The organism is Novosphingobium malaysiense, from assembly GCF_000802225.1.
GTDB classification, from domain to species: Bacteria; Pseudomonadota; Alphaproteobacteria; order Sphingomonadales; family Sphingomonadaceae; genus Novosphingobium; species Novosphingobium malaysiense.
Window position 1 is genome coordinate 75,517 of record NZ_JTDI01000007.1, and the last position, 14,572, is coordinate 90,088.

Annotated in this window: 20 protein-coding genes; 3 read left to right on the forward strand and 17 right to left on the reverse strand. The window is 64.6% G+C overall.

Annotated elements, in window-relative coordinates; genetic code table 11:
• Positions 1 to 24: 24 nt before the first annotated feature.
• On the reverse strand, positions 25 to 321 hold the full coding sequence (gene rplU / locus LK12_RS19735; RefSeq protein ID WP_039288112.1) for a 50S ribosomal protein L21: 297 nt from the start codon (positions 319 to 321) through the stop codon (positions 25 to 27).
• Between the two features lie 260 nt (positions 322 to 581).
• On the opposite strand from rplU, the gene LK12_RS19740 reads away from it, so the two are divergent.
• On the forward strand, positions 582 to 1,109 hold the full coding sequence (locus LK12_RS19740) for a hypothetical protein (protein WP_039289531.1): 528 nt from the start codon (positions 582 to 584) through the stop codon (positions 1,107 to 1,109).
• A 123-nt stretch (positions 1,110 to 1,232) separates the two neighbouring features.
• On the opposite strand, the gene LK12_RS19745 is transcribed toward LK12_RS19740, so the two are convergent.
• From LK12_RS19745 to coxB, 16 genes are all read right to left on the reverse strand, one after another.
• Positions 1,233 to 1,655, reverse strand: coding sequence for a hypothetical protein (locus tag LK12_RS19745; protein ID WP_039288114.1), 423 nt, complete (start codon positions 1,653 to 1,655; stop codon positions 1,233 to 1,235).
• Positions 1,656 to 1,739: 84 nt separating this feature from the next.
• Positions 1,740 to 2,195, reverse strand: a complete 456-nt coding sequence (locus tag LK12_RS19750; RefSeq protein WP_039288116.1) for a molybdenum cofactor biosynthesis protein MoaE — start codon at positions 2,193 to 2,195, stop codon at positions 1,740 to 1,742.
• 1 nt (position 2,196) lies between these two features.
• On the reverse strand, positions 2,197 to 2,433 hold the full coding sequence (locus LK12_RS19755; RefSeq protein ID WP_231568441.1) for a MoaD/ThiS family protein: 237 nt from the start codon (positions 2,431 to 2,433) through the stop codon (positions 2,197 to 2,199).
• A gap of 52 nt (positions 2,434 to 2,485) precedes the next feature.
• Positions 2,486 to 3,490 (reverse strand): GTP 3',8-cyclase MoaA, encoded by a 1,005-nt coding sequence (gene moaA, locus LK12_RS19760; RefSeq protein WP_039288122.1) that lies wholly within the window; start codon positions 3,488 to 3,490, stop codon positions 2,486 to 2,488.
• Complete coding sequence (locus tag LK12_RS19765) at positions 3,487 to 3,831, reverse strand: Rossmann fold domain-containing protein (RefSeq protein ID WP_231568442.1); 345 nt, start codon at positions 3,829 to 3,831, stop codon at positions 3,487 to 3,489. The genes moaA and LK12_RS19765 overlap by 4 nt, the downstream gene beginning before the upstream one ends.
• 13 nt (positions 3,832 to 3,844) lie before the next feature.
• Positions 3,845 to 4,216 carry a dihydroneopterin aldolase gene (locus LK12_RS19770; protein ID WP_039288127.1) on the reverse strand — a complete coding sequence of 124 codons (372 nt, stop codon included), beginning with the start codon at positions 4,214 to 4,216 and terminating at the stop codon, positions 3,845 to 3,847.
• Positions 4,217 to 4,224: 8 nt separating this feature from the next.
• Positions 4,225 to 5,112, reverse strand: coding sequence for a class I SAM-dependent methyltransferase (locus LK12_RS19775; RefSeq protein WP_039288130.1), 888 nt, complete (start codon positions 5,110 to 5,112; stop codon positions 4,225 to 4,227).
• Positions 5,112 to 6,512 (reverse strand): threonine synthase, encoded by a 1,401-nt coding sequence (gene thrC / locus LK12_RS19780; RefSeq protein WP_039288133.1) that lies wholly within the window; start codon positions 6,510 to 6,512, stop codon positions 5,112 to 5,114. The genes LK12_RS19775 and thrC overlap by 1 nt, the downstream gene beginning before the upstream one ends.
• 68 nt (positions 6,513 to 6,580) lie before the next feature.
• Positions 6,581 to 7,147, reverse strand: a complete 567-nt coding sequence (locus tag LK12_RS19785) for an SURF1 family protein (RefSeq protein WP_039289533.1) — start codon at positions 7,145 to 7,147, stop codon at positions 6,581 to 6,583.
• The gene (locus LK12_RS19790; RefSeq protein WP_039288136.1) at positions 7,147 to 7,536 is read right to left on the reverse strand and encodes a DUF983 domain-containing protein; all 390 of its coding nucleotides are present in this window, start codon (positions 7,534 to 7,536) and stop codon (positions 7,147 to 7,149) included. Before LK12_RS19790 ends, LK12_RS19785 begins: the two co-directional genes overlap by 1 nt.
• Positions 7,536 to 8,357, reverse strand: coding sequence for a cytochrome c oxidase subunit 3 (locus tag LK12_RS19795; protein ID WP_039288138.1), 822 nt, complete (start codon positions 8,355 to 8,357; stop codon positions 7,536 to 7,538). Before LK12_RS19795 ends, LK12_RS19790 begins: the two co-directional genes overlap by 1 nt.
• An 80-nt stretch (positions 8,358 to 8,437) precedes the next feature.
• The gene (locus LK12_RS19800; protein WP_039288141.1) at positions 8,438 to 9,040 is read right to left on the reverse strand and encodes a cytochrome c oxidase assembly protein; all 603 of its coding nucleotides are present in this window, start codon (positions 9,038 to 9,040) and stop codon (positions 8,438 to 8,440) included.
• 5 nt (positions 9,041 to 9,045) lie between these two features.
• A complete protein-coding gene (locus LK12_RS25315) occupies positions 9,046 to 9,174 on the reverse strand; it encodes a hypothetical protein (protein ID WP_269430669.1) in 129 nt (42 codons plus the stop codon).
• Positions 9,175 to 9,183: 9 nt separating this feature from the next.
• Positions 9,184 to 10,101: a heme o synthase gene (locus LK12_RS19805; protein ID WP_039288144.1), complete on the reverse strand. Its 918-nt coding sequence runs from the start codon at positions 10,099 to 10,101 to the stop codon at positions 9,184 to 9,186.
• A gap of 120 nt (positions 10,102 to 10,221) precedes the next feature.
• Positions 10,222 to 11,904, reverse strand: a complete 1,683-nt coding sequence (ctaD, locus tag LK12_RS19810; RefSeq protein ID WP_039288146.1) for a cytochrome c oxidase subunit I — start codon at positions 11,902 to 11,904, stop codon at positions 10,222 to 10,224.
• Positions 11,905 to 11,934: 30 nt separating this feature from the next.
• Complete coding sequence (coxB, locus tag LK12_RS19815) at positions 11,935 to 12,993, reverse strand: cytochrome c oxidase subunit II (protein WP_039288148.1); 1,059 nt, start codon at positions 12,991 to 12,993, stop codon at positions 11,935 to 11,937.
• A 204-nt stretch (positions 12,994 to 13,197) separates the two neighbouring features.
• On the opposite strand from coxB, the gene pyrE reads away from it, so the two are divergent.
• Both pyrE and LK12_RS19825 read left to right on the forward strand, forming a co-directional pair.
• Positions 13,198 to 13,782 carry an orotate phosphoribosyltransferase gene (pyrE, locus tag LK12_RS19820; protein WP_039288151.1) on the forward strand — a complete coding sequence of 195 codons (585 nt, stop codon included), beginning with the start codon at positions 13,198 to 13,200 and terminating at the stop codon, positions 13,780 to 13,782.
• Positions 13,783 to 13,825: 43 nt separating this feature from the next.
• Positions 13,826 to 14,566 carry a pyridoxine 5'-phosphate synthase gene (locus tag LK12_RS19825; protein WP_039288154.1) on the forward strand — a complete coding sequence of 247 codons (741 nt, stop codon included), beginning with the start codon at positions 13,826 to 13,828 and terminating at the stop codon, positions 14,564 to 14,566.
• The last annotated feature ends 6 nt before the right edge of the window (positions 14,567 to 14,572 follow it).

A 14,572-nucleotide genomic window follows, 5' to 3' on the forward strand; every position in this document is an offset into this window, starting at 1 on the left:
TCCCGTTACTCCGAATGCAGGGCTTCAGCCGACCGACGTGATGCGCAGCAGCGTCATCTGCTGGCGGTGGCCGTTCTTGCGACGATAGTTGTGGCGGCGGCGCTTCTTGAACACCACGACCTTCTCGCTCTTGGCCTGCGCAATGATCTCGGCCGAAACCTTGACCTTGGCGGCATCGGCGATCTCGCCGTCCTTGCCGGCCAGCAGAACGTCGTCCAGCGTGATGGTCTCACCAGCTTCACCAGCCAGCTTCTCAACCGCGATCTTGTCTCCGGCGGCAACCCGGTACTGCTTGCCGCCCGTGCGCACAACTGCGAACATGGTGCCCTTACCTAATATCAAATGTGCCCGAAACGAGCCGAAACAACCGTGCCCCGGCCGCGGTGTTCCAAGGCAGGCCTTAAAACGTGCGGGCGACGCGCCGGACACCCCGCGAGGCGCGAGGGGCCGGAAAGAGTGGGTGCCGTTAGGGCAAGGCCCGATTCGTGTCAACCAGGGACTGCAGGTTTCGCGCGCAGCGCGCGGCAAATCCGATCACGAAAGGCACTCCCTTCATCGGCGCTGCATGCTATGGCGATTTCATGATCCGCGCGAAAGCCCGATTGCTTACCGTTCTGCTGCCGATGGTGGCCGGCGCCTGCTCCACGGCGGGAAACTATCCTTCGCTCGCCTTGCGCGACGTCGAACGAATCAGGGGAAGCGCGCAGCCGGTCGCCGGCGAAGCGCCCCAACCCGCCCCGGAGCCTCCGCCGCTCAGCGCGGACCTGGCCACGCGTCTCAACGGACTGGTGAAGATGGCGCGCGAAGCCGACCGGCAGTTCCAGGCCAACCGCCCTGCGGCCGAGCGGGCCGTCGCCTCGGCCGGCGGCATTGCCAGCGATTCGTGGAGCACGGCCAGCATCGCACTGGCCCGCCTCGAAACGAGCCGGTCGAGCGCCATGGTGGCTCTCGCCGATCTCGATGGGCTCTACGTCGACGCGCGCACCGATGCGCCGCTCGAGGAAACGCCATCGGCAGAGGCCATCGCCTCTGCACGCGATCTGGTGGATGGCTGGGTCGACGCTCAGGACGAAGTCCTGTCCAGCCTGGCCGCACGCTTGCCGGGCTGAACGCGCCACCACCTTCGCGCATCGGATTTCAAAAAAGCGAAAAGCCCCTCCCCCAAGCGTGGGAGAGGGGCCCTCCGAACGTCCGATCTTTGGCCCAATAGCCCCCCGGCTCGGGCCAGACGATCAGATTACGAAGGCCACGATGGCCGCGACCGCCAGGCCCCAGCCCAGGATCAGCACGGGCAGGGTAAGTACCTGAATGGCCGCTTCGTTGGCTGTCAGCCTTCCGCTCAGAGTGTCGATACCGCGGGCGGCAAGCTGCCCCCAGGTCATTGCGGCAGTGTCGTTCTCGGGCTTCATCGTCGCCCAGAAGCCCGCCAGCCCGAACGAGAAGACGATGAAACCGGCAAAAAGAACCATCGGGATCGCCAGTTCCGGGTTGAGGAACAGCGCCGCCATGAGGCCGATGAAAGCAAGGTAGAGGGCTACCGTCGCGGCATAGAGGCCGGTCGGCAAACCGAAATTGCGGTCGACTTTCGTACGCGCCGGCACATCGGTGACGACGGCGACGTCATGAAGTTCTTGCTGATTGAGACGTTGCGACATGGTTCCATCCCCCGTTTGCGGGCACCATGTTCGATTGCCGTCTCCAGCGAATTGACCGGAATCAACGGATTCGGCTTTTTCGGGTCACCCCCAGCGGGCGATATCCTCGAAATCCTGCGCGCGCGGCTCGATCCAGCGCCACTCTCCGTCCGCCTTCTCGCGCTTCCAGAACCACGATTCGCTCTTTAGGTGATCCATGGCGTAGTCGGCGGCGGCAAAGGCATCGCGGCGGTGGCGCGCAGCTGCTGCAACGAGCACGATCGGATCGCCCGGTTCCATCACGCCGCTGCGATGGATCACCAGCAGGCCTTCGAGCTCCCAGCGCTTGCGGACCCGCTCGGCAAGATCCTTCATAGCGGGGAGGGTCAGCGGTTCGTAGTGCTGCAGTTCCAGCGCCTCGACCTCGTCCCCGGCGCGCACCTGCCCGAGAAAACTGACCACGCCGCCGGCCTCGGGATGGACGCGCGTGAAGGCGCCCAGTTCGTGGGCGGGATCGAAGGGATCTGTCAGCAGGCGTACGTCGGAACCGCTGGGCGTCATGTCATCCGCCCGAAACCGGTGGCAGGAAGGCTATCTCGTCGCCGTCCTTGAGCACCGGGGCATCGGTGTCCTGAAGCAGGATGCCGTTGACGGCGAGCTTCACGCGCGGTTCGCGCAGGGCGCTGGCAAGGGCCGGATCGAGACCGTCGAGCACGGCGTCGATGGAAGGCGCCAGAGGCACCTTGCGGCTGCTGCCGCCGGCCAGGTCCTCGAGGCGCCCCAGGAACACCAGCTTCACACTCAAGGAATTCTTCTCCCCGGAAGAAACCAGCTCTGCTCGCGCATGCACGTCAACCTCCTGTCATGGACATGTGACGGGAAACTGCCGGAGCGGCGCCGGGTTCCTCGATAGCGAAGTGGTGGCGTTCGGGCTTGATCCGCATGGCCGTATCGAGCGCGGCAGCCAGTTCCGCCTCGGGATCCTCGCTGCGCAGCGCGGCGCGCAGGTCCACCCGTTCGTTACCGCCGAGACAGGCATAGAGCTGGCCGGTCGCGGTCACGCGGATGCGGTTGCAGCCTTCGCAGAAGTTGTTGGTCAGCGGCGTGATCAGACCGATGCGGCCGCCGGTCTCTTCCACGTCCCAGTAGCGCGCCGGGCCGCCGGTGCGGTGTTCGCTGGGCGTCAGCGTCCAGCGCCGCGCGAGATCCTCCTGCACCGCCACCAGCGGCAGGTAGTGATCGAAACGGTCTTCCTCGACATCGCCCAGGGGCATGACCTCGATCAGGGTGGAATCGAAGCCCTGCCCGTGCGCCCAGGCGATAAGATCGGGCATTTCACGCTCATTGATGTCTTTGAGCGCCACCGTGTTGAGCTTGACCTTGAGGCCAGCCTCCTTCGCGGCCTGCAGCCCTTCGAGCACCTGCGGCAGCGAATCGCGGCGCGAGAGGCGGGTGAAGGTTTCGCGGTCGAGCGTATCGAGCGAGACGTTGACGCGGCGTACTCCGGCGGCAACGAGATCGTCGGCGAATTCGGAAAGCCGCGTGGCGTTCGTCGTCAGCGTCAGTTCTTCAAGGCCATCGCCGATCTTGCGGCCGAGCGCGCGCACGAGTTCGATCATGTCGCGGCGTACCAGCGGCTCGCCACCGGTCAGCCGAATCTTGGTGATGCCGCGGGCAATGAACCCGAGCGCGAGATCGTGCAGTTCCTCGAGCGTAAGCACTTCCTTGCGCGGCAGGAACGTCATCCGCTCGGGCATGCAGTAGGAGCAGCGCAGATCGCAGCGGTCGGTAACGGACAGGCGCAAATAGGTGATGCGGCGCTGGAACTGGTCGACAAGGGGTGCGGGACTGGTCATCCCTGCTGATATAGCACCGGACCGGCTCCGGTTCCATCGAGGGGCATCAACTGGCCCGTGACCCCGGCGGCACCCTCCATCCAGCGCACCGCGGCTTCGAGCGCGGCGGGTTCGTCGCATTCGAAGGCATTGACCCGGGACGGCGCAAAGCGGCGCGCAAGTGCCTGAACGACAGCGAGGCGCCAGGCCCGATGGGTATGATCAGCCGGCAGGAACACCATGGCCAGAGGGTCCGCCCCGCCGCCCAGCGTCGCCTCGATCGATGGCAGCAGCCGCGCGTGAAAATCCGCGGCGGCATCCAGCGGATCATCCGCCAGCGGACCGACGTGGAACAATTCCATCACGCCGCCCCCTTCACCGCCGTTCCCGCGTCAAGGTCATGCCGATCTTTTCTCCGTTCTCGGCAATCGCCAGCTTGACGATCTTGACGGTCACGGCCTCGACCCGTTCGTCCTGGAGGAACAGGGTTTCGCAGATGTGGTCCGCGACAGCCTCTATCAGCTTGAAGTGCAGCCCCGGCGGCAGTGCTTCGGAGGCCGCGAACTTGAGGTCCATGTAGTTCTTGCTGGCCGTCAACGGCGTGTCGGGCGCGTAATGCCGCGCGGGCTTCATCCGGACGGTAATGGTAAAACGCAGCGGCTGCGGTTTGCCGGTTTCCTCCGAGTAGATGCCGGTGAGGACATCCTGCTCGAAATCGGCGACTTCAAGAATCAGCGAATCGGCCATGGCGCCCCTTAGCCGGGATTCGACCAGCGCGCGAATATCGCGGTGGGGAGCAGGCGGCCCTGGCGATCCTCGCGGACGGCAAGGTCGCCGTGCTCAATCTTGCCCGGAAGGCCCTCGAACAGCTCGTCCATCAGACCGGCCAGCGCCAGCGAAGACATGCGCACGGCATAGACGGTGAGGAACAGGAATCGGCTATCCGGATCGAGGAGCTGGCGGCAATCGGAGAGCAGGCCAGGAAGGCCCTCTTCCAGCCGCCAGGTCTCGCCGCCCGGACCGCGGCCGAACTTGGGCGGGTCGAGGATGATTCCGTCGTAGCGCTTGCCCCGGCGCACTTCGCGCGCGGCGAACTTCGCGGCATCGTCGACCAGCCAGCGCACCGGGCGGTCTTCCAGACCCGCCAGCGCGGCATTGTCGCGCGCCTGCGCCACCGACTTCTTCGAGGCATCGACGTGCGTCACTTGCCCGTGTGCCGAAAGCGCCAGCGTGCCGACGCCGGTGTAGCCGAACAGGTTCAGCGTCGCGGCATCGTCGCGCCCGGCAAGTTGTTCGCGCATCCAGTCCCACACCGGCGCCATGTCGGGAAAGAAGCCGAGGTGGCGAAAGGGCGTGCACTGCGCGGTGAAAGAGACCTCGTTCCACATGAGCGGCCAGCCTTCGCGCGGAACCTTGCCGCCGAAATGCCACTTGCCGCCGCCGTCCTCATCGGAGCCGGGTACGAATTCGCCATGCGCATCCCAGTCGGCAAGCCGGGGCGTCCACATCGCCTGCGGTTCCGGACGGATGAAGCGGTAGTCGCCGTAGCGCTCGAGCTTGCGGCCATGCCCCGAATCGACGAGTCCGTAGTCGCTCCACCCTTCTCCCGCGAGGACGACCGGCTGGGTTACCAGCTCAGCCATCAGGCCCTGGGCGAAGCGTGGCTGGCCACGAACTCGGCAATGGCGGCGTATTCACCGGGAAGCGCCACGCACTTTTCCTCACGGTCGAACAGGTCGCCGACGCGGGCGGGCAGGCTCGGGCGGTGTCCTGTGGAGCGCTCTACGGCTTCAGGGAACTTGGCCGGATGAGCGGTAGCCAGCGTGACCACCGGCGTCGCCTCGTCGAGGCCCGAGGCACGAGCCGCGAAGAGGCCGCAGGCGGTGTGCGGATCGATCAGCTCGCCGCAGTTCTCCCAGGCCCAGCGGATGGTCGAAGCCATCTCGTCGGCATCGGCGCGGCACGACTGGAACAGCGCCGAAGCGCCTTCGCGCTGCGCATTGGTGAGCTGCATCGCCTTGGTCGCTTCGAAGCCCGCCATCTGCGCGGCCATCGCCTTGCCGTCGCGGCCGCCGAGGTCGAACAGCAGGCGTTCGAAGTTCGACGAGACCTGGATGTCCATCGAAGGCGCCGCGGTGGGCGTGACCGTGCCTTGCGAGTAGTCGCCGGTCGACAGCGCGCGGTGGAGGATGTCGTTGACGTTGGTCGCGACGATCAGCTTGGCGACGGGCAGGCCCATCTGCGCCGCGACATAGCCGGCGAAGACGTCGCCGAAGTTGCCGGTCGGTACCGAGAAAGCCACCGCGCGGTGCGGCGCTCCAAGCTGCAGGCCGGCAGCGAAGTAGTAGACGACCTGCGCCATCAGGCGCGCCCAGTTGATCGAGTTCACCGCGCCGATGGCGAAGCGATCGGTCATCGCGGTGTCGGCGAACATGCGCTTCACCATCGCCTGGGCATCGTCGAACGAGCCGTCGATGGCGATGTTGTGGACGTTAGGCGCGAGCACCGTGGTCATCTGCCGGCGCTGCACGTCGGAGACGCGGCCCTTGGGGTGGAGCATGAAGATGTCCACCTTTTCACGTCCTGCCACCGCGTCGATCGCCGCCGAACCGGTATCGCCGGAAGTGGCGCCGACGATCGTCAGGTTGCGGTCGGAACGCGAGAGGAACTCTTCGAAGAACAGGCCGAGCAACTGTAGCGCCACGTCCTTGAACGCGAGCGTGGGCCCGTGGAACAGCTCCAGCACCCACTGCTGCTCGTCGAGCTGACGCAGCGGCGTCACCGCCTTGTGCGCGAAGCGGCCATAGGCCTCCGTGGTCAGTTCGAGCAGCCGCTCGTAAGTCAGGCTGTCACCGACGAAGGGCGCCATGACTTTCGCAGCAAGTTCCGCATAGGGCAGGCCCGCCATGTCCGCGATCTCTTCCCCAGAGAAGCGCGGCCATTCGCGCGGCACATAAAGGCCGCCGTCCGACGCGAGGCCGGCCAGCGTCGCGCCTTCGAAATCGAGCGCCTGTGCGCTGCCGCGGGTGCTGATGTATTCCATGGCCAATCCTGTTGTTTGCCGGGCCGGTTAGCGGCGCGCGCGCGGAAAGGGAAGCCTTGGCTTGCGCGTCAGTCGCGCGAAAGGCGCTTCCGCAGCGCCAGCGCGTAGATGACGAGCGCAGTCGCGGCGAAGAAGAACCACTGGATCGCATAGGACAGGTGGTTGTTGGGTATACCCGAAGGATCGGGAATCTCGTTGGGCTCGAGACCGGCCAGCGGTGGATTGGCGACCAGGCGCGGACCCGGTGCGATCACGCCGCGCACGTCGCCGCCCTGCCAGGCGGTCGCGGCGTTGGGTTGCTTCGACCATCCCAGCACGACGAGCGCCTTGCCGCCGCCGGGCAGCGAGCAATCCGCCGTCTGCCCCATACCTGGCTGACCCTCGGCATTGCGGCCGGCAATGCTGCTGTGGCCGATCACCGCGGAACACGTGAGGTGCGCTCGGCGATAGAGCATTGTGTCGTTGACACCTTCGGAGGTCCATTCCACCGCCTCCGAGGCGTGCTGGGCTGCCGCGTAGTGATTGAGCAGCGCCTCTTTCCACTGGAGCCGGCGCAGTTGCCAGAACCCGAGCGAGATCATGATCGCGACGGCAACCAGAACCAGCAGCGTGGGCAGCAGGGGAACACGGCGAATCATTCGTCCTTCAGCCGCCCCTCGCCGGCGCGGCGGCGGTATTCGGCGCCGAGCAGCCAGGCCTTCGCGATTCGCAGTCCGGCGATCACCAGCACGGTCGTCAGCGGCACCCACAGTATCGCGTGAACCCAGAAAGGCGGTTCGAAGGACAGCTGCAGCCAGATTGCCAGGATGGCGATCACGGCCCCGACGATAAGCGTCAGGAATGCGGCGGGCCCGTCCCCGACGTTGAACTGCGAGTAGTCCAGCCCGCAGGCCCGGCAGCGCGGCGCGAACTTCACCATGCCGTCGAACAGGGTCTTGGCGCCGCAGCGCGGGCAAAGACCGAAAAGGGCAGCCGAAGCGGTCTCCGGCTGCCCCTCAGATTTTGGATTATCTTCAGACGACATCAGTGCGTCGGGTAGCCCCAGCCACCCCAGATGTAGACCGCCACGAAGAGGAACAGCCACACGACGTCGACAAAGTGCCAGTACCACGCGGCCGCTTCGAAACCGAAGTGCTGGCGCGGCGTGAAGTCGCCCTTGTAGGCGCGCACGAGGCACACGATCAGCATGATGGTGCCGACGATGACGTGGAAGCCGTGAAAGCCGGTCGCCATGTAGAAGGCCGAGCTATAGGTGTTGCCACCAAAGCCGAACGGCGCATGCATGTATTCGTAAGCCTGGATCGAGGTGAACAGCAGGCCGAGCAGGACGGTCGCCCAGAGACCCTTCTTCAGACCGTCGCGATCGCCATGGATCAGCGAGTGGTGAGCCCAGGTCACGGTGGTGCCCGAGCACAGCAGGATCAACGTATTGAGCAGCGGAAGCGCGAAGGGATCCATGACCGCTTCAATCGCCTTGGGAGGCCACTGCCCGCCGACGACTTCCGCCAGTTCGGACGGGAACAGCGAGAAATCGAAGAACGCCCAGAACCAGCCGACGAAGAACATCACTTCCGAAGCGATGAACAGGATCATGCCGTAACGCTGGTGCAGCTGCACGACCGGGGTGTGATCGCCCGCGTGCGCTTCCTTCACGATCTTGGAGAACCACATGAACATGGACGCGAGCAGGATCGCCATGCCCAGCCACGGCACGAAGTGACCGCCGGGCAGTTCGTGCATGAACAGCACCATGCCCGATGTGAACGTTAAGGCGCCGATGGTGGTTGCCAGCGGGGCAATGTCCGGCGGAAGGATGTGGTAATCGTGGTGCTTGGTACCGGCCATGCTGCCTTCTTCCCCGTTATTCGAAACAGTCTCTTGCCTGCGGCGCCCCCACGGTGCCGCGAAAGGTTTCCCGTGGGCCCTTAACCGCCCGTGCTGTTCTGGTCCAGTGTCTTTGCATCGCCCACCGATGTAAGGTGGAACGTATAGCTCAGGGTGATCTCTTCCACATCCTTGTTGTCGGGATCGTCGAGGATCGCCGGATCGATGTAGTAGAGCACCGGCATACGCACTTCCTCGCCGGGTTGCAGTGTCTGCTCGGTGAAGCAGAAGCACTGGATCTTGTTGAAATACTTGGCCGCCTGCTCCGGCTCGACATTGAAGCTGGCAGTGCCGGTGACCGTTTTGTCGGAATCGTTGCGGGCCCAGAACAACGCCATGTCGCGCACCCCGATGGAAACCGTATCCTTCACCTGCAGCGGTTTGAATTCCCAGGGCATGTTGCGTGCCGTATTGGCATCGAAGCGTACCGACATCGTTCGCCCGCTGTCCTTGATCGACGCAGCCTGCGCCTCGTCGACGCGCTTGGTCGTGCCGCCGTAGCCCGTCACCTGACAGAAGATGCGATAAAGCGGGACAGAGGCATAGCCGAGCCCGAGCATCCCCAGCGCCATCGACAGGGCGACAAGTGCGACCTTGCGATTGCTCTGCCGAGCCCTCTCCACTGCGCTGCTTGCCTGGGTCATCGCGTTCAGCCCATCTTGGCGAGCGAAATGAAGAAGACGAGTATCACGAACGCGGCAAGGCTGAGAGCCAGCACACGGTTGCGGCTTTTGCGGATCTGCTCGATGGAGCGCGGATCGTTTTCGGGTTCTTGCATGGGATCGCCTTACAGGACCACGAAGCGGTCCACCACCAGCGCCGCGAACAACGCGAAGAGATAGATCACCGAATAGGCGAAAAGCTGCTTTTCGGGCTTCATCGTATCTTCGGGTCCACTGCGTTCACGGAAGGCGACGCGCAGCGACAGGGCCAGGAACAGCCCCGAGAGCACGAGGGCCGACAGGCCGTAGACGGCGCCGGTCCCACCGATCCACCACGGCAGCACACTGAGCGGCAGCAGCAGCACGGTATAGATCAGGATCTGGCGGCGCGTAGACCTCTCACCGGCAACGACCGGCATCATCGGTATGCCGACCTTGGCGTAGTCGCTCTTCACGAAGAGCGCGAGCGCCCAGAAGTGCGGCGGGGTCCAGAAGAAGATGATGGCGAATAGCACGACCGGCATCAGCGAGATGTGGCCGGTCGCCGCGACCCAGCCGATCAGCGGCGGAAACGCACCGGCACCGCCGCCGATGACGATGTTCTGCGGCGTGCGCGGCTTGAGCCAGATCGTGTAGACGACGGCGTAGTAGATGATCGAAATCGCCAGGATCGCCGCAGCCAGCCAGCCGACCGCGAAACCCATCAGGAACACCGAGGCGGCGCAAAGCACGCCGGCGAAATCGCGCGCGGTCGTGCGGTCGAGGCGGCCTTGCGGCAGTGGCCGCTTGGACGTGCGCTTCATGCCCGCGTCGAGATCTGCCTCCCACCACTGGTTGAGCGCGGCGGCACCGCCCGCGCCCATGGCAATGCACAGGACCGCGGTAAAGGCGAGAACCGGGTGGATGCGCTCCGGCGCGGCGATCAGGCCGCACAGACCGGTGAAGATCACCAGGCTCATCACGCGCGGCTTGGTGAGCGCGAACAGGTCGCGCCAGTCGGCCGGCAGCGACGTCGAAGCGGAGGCGGGAATCGTAGGTGTCATGGCGTCTGGATCATACACCGGAAGGGCGTGTCATGGCGAGGTGCCCGATACGGAGAAGCAATCCAGCGCGCTTTGAGGCCCTGGATTGCTTCTTTCGGCTCGCCACGACGAGCGTCCGGATCAGTGGTGAGCCGTTTCCTCGATCACGGGAAGCGTCTCGAACTGGTGGTACGGCGGCGGGCTGGAGAGGGTCCACTCGAGCGTGGTCGCGCCTTCGCCCCAGTAGTTGTCCTCCGCCTTGCGGCCAGCGGCGAAGGCATAGATGATGTTCACGAACCAGATGCCCATGCTCGCGGCCATGATCATGTAGCCGACGGTCGCGAAGTGGTTCCAGTAGGCGAAGGCTTCCGCATAGTCCGGGTAACGGCGCGGCATGCCCTGCAGCCCGAGGAAGTGCATCGGGAAGAAGATCATGTTCACGCCGACGAAGAACACCCAGAAGTGCAGATGTGCCAGCAGCTCGGAGTGCATCTTGCCGCTCATCTTCGGGAACCAGTAGTAGAAGCCCGCGAAGAGGGCGGTCACGGCACCCAGCGACAGCACGTAGTGGAAGTGCGCCACGACGTAGTAGGTGTCATGCAGCACGTCGTCGACACCGCCGTTCGCCAGCACGACGCCGGTCACGCCGCCCACGGTGAACAGGAAGATGAAGCCGATCGCCCAGACCATCGGCGACTTGAACTCGATCGAGCCGCCCCACATCGTCGCGATCCACGAGAATATCTTGATGCCGGTGGGCACCGCGATGACCATGGTGGCCGCAGTGAAGTACATCTTAGTGTTCACCGACAGGCCCGTCGCATACATGTGGTGCGCCCACACGATGAAGCCGACGACGCCGATGGCGACCATGGCGTAAGCCATGCCGAGGTAACCGAAGACCGGCTTCTTCGAGAAGGTCGAGATGATCTGCGAGATGATGCCGAAGCCCGGCAGGATCATGATGTAGACTTCGGGGTGGCCGAAGAACCAGAACAGGTGCTGGTACAGGACCGGATCACCGCCGCCCGAGGCGTCGAAGAAGGTCGTGCCGAAGTTGCGGTCGGTCAGCAGCATGGTGATGGCCGCGGCGAGAACCGGCAGCGAGAGCAGCAGCAGGAAGGCAGTAACCAGGACCGACCACACGAACAGCGGCATCTTGTGCATGGTCATGCCGGGGGCACGCATGTTGAAGATGGTGGTGATGAAGTTGATCGCGCCCATGATCGAGCCGGCACCGGCAAGGTGCAGCGCGAAAATGCCGAAGTCGACGGCGGGGCCGGGCGAACCGCTGGTCGAAAGCGGCGCATAGACGGTCCAGCCGGTGCCGGCGCCCATGCCGGTGCCGCCCGGCACGAAGGCAGAGAACATCAGCGAGCAGAAACCGGCAACGGTCAGCCAGAACGAGACGTTGTTCATGCGCGGGAACGCCATGTCCGGCGCGCCGATCATGAGCGGCACGAACCAGTTGCCGAAACCGCCGATGATCGCCGGCATGACCATGAAGAACACCATGATCAGGCCATGCGCGGTGATCAGCACGTTCCACATGTGCAGCGTGGCGTTGAAATTCGACGGATCGTCGCCCACGAGCTGGGAGAAGAAGCCGAGGTACTGGATGCCCGGTTCAGCCAGCTCGAGACGCATGATGCCCGAAACGGCGCCACCGATGACCCCCGCGAAAATCGCGAAGATCAGGTACATCGTGCCGATGTCCTTGTGGTTGGTGGACATGAACCAGCGCGCGAAGAACGCCGGCTTGTGATCGTGATCGTGCCCGTGGTCTTCCGCGTGGCCCTGGAAGTGTTCAGCGGTGGTTGCCATTTTCTGGTGACCCTGTCCTTGAATACGCGCTTATTCAGCTTCGACGGCAGCAGGTGCTGCGGATGCGTCGGCGGCGGGAGCCGCACCGGCGGGCTCTTCACCCGGCAGGTAGTCGGTTTCGCTGCCTGCGGGGGCATTGGGATTGTCGACCTTGGCGCCGGGATGCGTCATGACCCAGGCGTTGTACTTGTCGCGCGGGAGCGCCTCTACCGCGATGGGCATGTAGCCATGCTTGGCACCGCACAGCTCCGAGCACTGGCCGTAGTAAACGCCCGGCTTGTCGATCATCAGCACCTTCTCGTTGATTCGGCCCGGAACGGCGTCGAGCTTGAACCAGAGCGAGGGCACAGCGAACGAGTGGATGACGTCGGATGCCGTGATCTGCAGGCGGATCGGCTCGCCGGCGGGAACGACCATGCGGTTGTCGACCTCGAGGTGGGACGGACCGTCCCACGGCTCGGAACCGACCTTGCGGATACCGTTGTTGATGGTGGGGCCGGTCACCGGGTTCAGCATGTTGGAAACGACTTCAAAATCGCCGTTGTCGGGGTAGCCGTAAGTCCAGAACCACTGGTTGCCGGTAACCTTGATAGTCAACGCGCCCTTGGGAGCCGGCTTGTACTGCTTGGCGATGAGATCGATCGAGGGAACCGCGATACCGATCAGGATCAGCACGGGAACCAGCGTCCAGATCACTTCGATCAGGGTATTGTGGCTGGTTTTCGAAGCGACCGGATTGGCGCGGCGGTTGTAGCGCAGCACCACGATGATCAGCAGGGCCAGCACGAGCAGGCAGATCACGGTGATGATCGGCAGCAGCACGCCGTTGTGGATCCAGGCCCCGTATTCGCCGAGTTTAGAATACTGGTCCTGCAGGCCGATGCCTTCGGGAACCGGCATGCCAACTCCTGGCGTCGGCTTCATCGGCGTGTAGCTGCCGGCGACGGCTTCGGTCGCAGCGGCTGCAGGCGCAGAAGCGGCATCCTGTGCGAAAGCCGGCGTTGCCGCGACGGCAAGAACACTGGCGAGAGAAATACCGAGAGCCTTCACGGACTGGCTAACGGCGCTGGCGTTTGTGCCGGATTTCATCGTCTTTGCGCTTCCGTTTTCCTTATCACGCGCCTTCGAGTCGCCCCGCTTGCGCGCACCCCTAATGCGGAGGCAAAGCCCCCCTTCGCGGGGCCTATACGCGCGCTTGCCGCGTGTCTCAAGCGCCTCTAGGGGAATTTTTGACCGAAGGCGCAACAAAGGTGCGCCAGATCAATGTAAATTACGTCAGGGGTAACGTCCGAAATGACCGAACAAGAGGTCCTCGCCGAATTCCGTGCCAGCAAGGCCTTGCTTGAGGGACACTTCCTGCTTTCCTCCGGCCGGCACAGCGCGCACTACCTGCAATGCGCCCGCGTTCTGATGAACCCGGAGCGTGCCGGGCGGCTCGCCGTGGCGCTCGCCGCAACGCTGCCGCACGACGTCCGCAAGCAGATCGACAAGGTCGTCTCGCCGGCCATGGGCGGCGTGATCATCGGCCAGGAGATGGGCCGCGCACTGCAGGTCGACGCGATGTTCGTCGAACGTCCGACCGGCACTTTCGAGCTGCGCCGCGGCTTTGAACTCGATCCCGGCGACAGGGTGCTGCTGGTGGAAGACGTGATTACCACCGGCAAGTCCTCGCGCGAGGCGATCACGGCGATCGAGGAGGCCGGCGGAAAGGTGATCGCAGCCGCTTCGCTCGTCGATCGCTCGGCAGGCACGGTCGATCTCGGTGTGCCCTATTTCCCGCTGGTGGCGATCAATTTCCCCACTTATGCCCCCGACGAACTGCCCCCCGAACTGGCGGCAACGCCGGCGATCAAGCCCGGGAGCCGGGTCGCGACCTGACCCTTCGACCAGACCGGCCCTTCGACTAGCTCAGGATGAACGGATGAACGTCCTCAACCCGACCCGCCTGCGCCTCGGCGTCAACATCGATCACGTGGCGACGATCCGCAACGCGCGCGGCGGCGAGCACCCCGACCCGGCGCGTGCGGCGCAAATCGTCGCGCAGGCGGGCGGCGACGGCATTACCGTGCACTTGCGCGAAGACCGCCGCCATATCCGCGACGACGACCTGCAGCGCGTCCAGTCGGCCACCGGGCTGCCGCTCAATCTCGAAATGGCCGCAACCGACGAGATGCTGGAAATCGCCCTGCGCCACAAACCGCATGCGGCCTGCATCGTGCCGGAAAAGCGAGAGGAGCGCACGACCGAGGGAGGTCTCGACGCGGCCGGACTGCACAACCAGCTCGCACCGATCGTCTCGCGCCTGTCCGACGCAGGCGTACGTGTCAGCCTGTTCATCGCCCCCGAACCCCGCCAGATCGAAGCGGCGATGAAACTGGGGGTGCCGGTGGTCGAGTTTCACACCGGTGAATACGCCCATGCCACCGGCGGCCAGGTTGCAGTGGAATTGAAGCGGATCACCGACATGGCCGCGCTTGCCGCGAAGAACGGCATCGAGCCGCATGCCGGCCACGGCCTCACTTACGAAAACGTGCAGCCGGTTGCCGCGATCCCCCAACTGGCCGAACTCAACATCGGTCACTATCTCATCGGCGAGGCGATCTTCTGCGGGCTCGAAGCCAGCGTGAAGAAGATGCGCGCACTGATGGACGAAGTGCGGTGAGATTTG

Bases quoted from the DNA above. Each gene is read 5' to 3' on its own strand.
- rplU (WP_039288112.1), bottom strand. From the start codon at position 321: ATGTTCGCAGTTGTGCGCACGGGCGGCAAGCAGTACCGGGTTGCCGCC.
- LK12_RS19765 (WP_231568442.1), bottom strand. From the start codon at position 3,831: ATGGAATTGTTCCACGTCGGTCCGCTGGCGGATGATCCGCTGGATGCC.
- LK12_RS19770 (WP_039288127.1), bottom strand. From the start codon at position 4,216: ATGGCCGATTCGCTGATTCTTGAAGTCGCCGATTTCGAGCAGGATGTC.
- LK12_RS19745 (WP_039288114.1), bottom strand. From the start codon at position 1,655: ATGTCGCAACGTCTCAATCAGCAAGAACTTCATGACGTCGCCGTCGTC.
- pyrE (WP_039288151.1), top strand. From the start codon at position 13,198: ATGACCGAACAAGAGGTCCTCGCCGAATTCCGTGCCAGCAAGGCCTTG.
- LK12_RS19750 (WP_039288116.1), bottom strand. From the start codon at position 2,195: ATGACGCCCAGCGGTTCCGACGTACGCCTGCTGACAGATCCCTTCGAT.
- LK12_RS19800 (WP_039288141.1), bottom strand. From the start codon at position 9,040: ATGACCCAGGCAAGCAGCGCAGTGGAGAGGGCTCGGCAGAGCAATCGC.
- LK12_RS19740 (WP_039289531.1), top strand. From the start codon at position 582: ATGATCCGCGCGAAAGCCCGATTGCTTACCGTTCTGCTGCCGATGGTG.
- LK12_RS19825 (WP_039288154.1), top strand. From the start codon at position 13,826: ATGAACGTCCTCAACCCGACCCGCCTGCGCCTCGGCGTCAACATCGAT.
- LK12_RS19795 (WP_039288138.1), bottom strand. From the start codon at position 8,357: ATGGCCGGTACCAAGCACCACGATTACCACATCCTTCCGCCGGACATT.
- coxB (WP_039288148.1), bottom strand. From the start codon at position 12,993: ATGAAATCCGGCACAAACGCCAGCGCCGTTAGCCAGTCCGTGAAGGCT.
- moaA (WP_039288122.1), bottom strand. From the start codon at position 3,490: ATGACCAGTCCCGCACCCCTTGTCGACCAGTTCCAGCGCCGCATCACC.
- ctaD (WP_039288146.1), bottom strand. From the start codon at position 11,904: ATGGCAACCACCGCTGAACACTTCCAGGGCCACGCGGAAGACCACGGG.
- LK12_RS19805 (WP_039288144.1), bottom strand. From the start codon at position 10,101: ATGACACCTACGATTCCCGCCTCCGCTTCGACGTCGCTGCCGGCCGAC.
- thrC (WP_039288133.1), bottom strand. From the start codon at position 6,512: ATGGAATACATCAGCACCCGCGGCAGCGCACAGGCGCTCGATTTCGAA.
- LK12_RS19775 (WP_039288130.1), bottom strand. From the start codon at position 5,112: ATGGCTGAGCTGGTAACCCAGCCGGTCGTCCTCGCGGGAGAAGGGTGG.
- LK12_RS25315 (WP_269430669.1), bottom strand. From the start codon at position 9,174: ATGCAAGAACCCGAAAACGATCCGCGCTCCATCGAGCAGATCCGCAAA.
- LK12_RS19790 (WP_039288136.1), bottom strand. From the start codon at position 7,536: ATGTCGTCTGAAGATAATCCAAAATCTGAGGGGCAGCCGGAGACCGCT.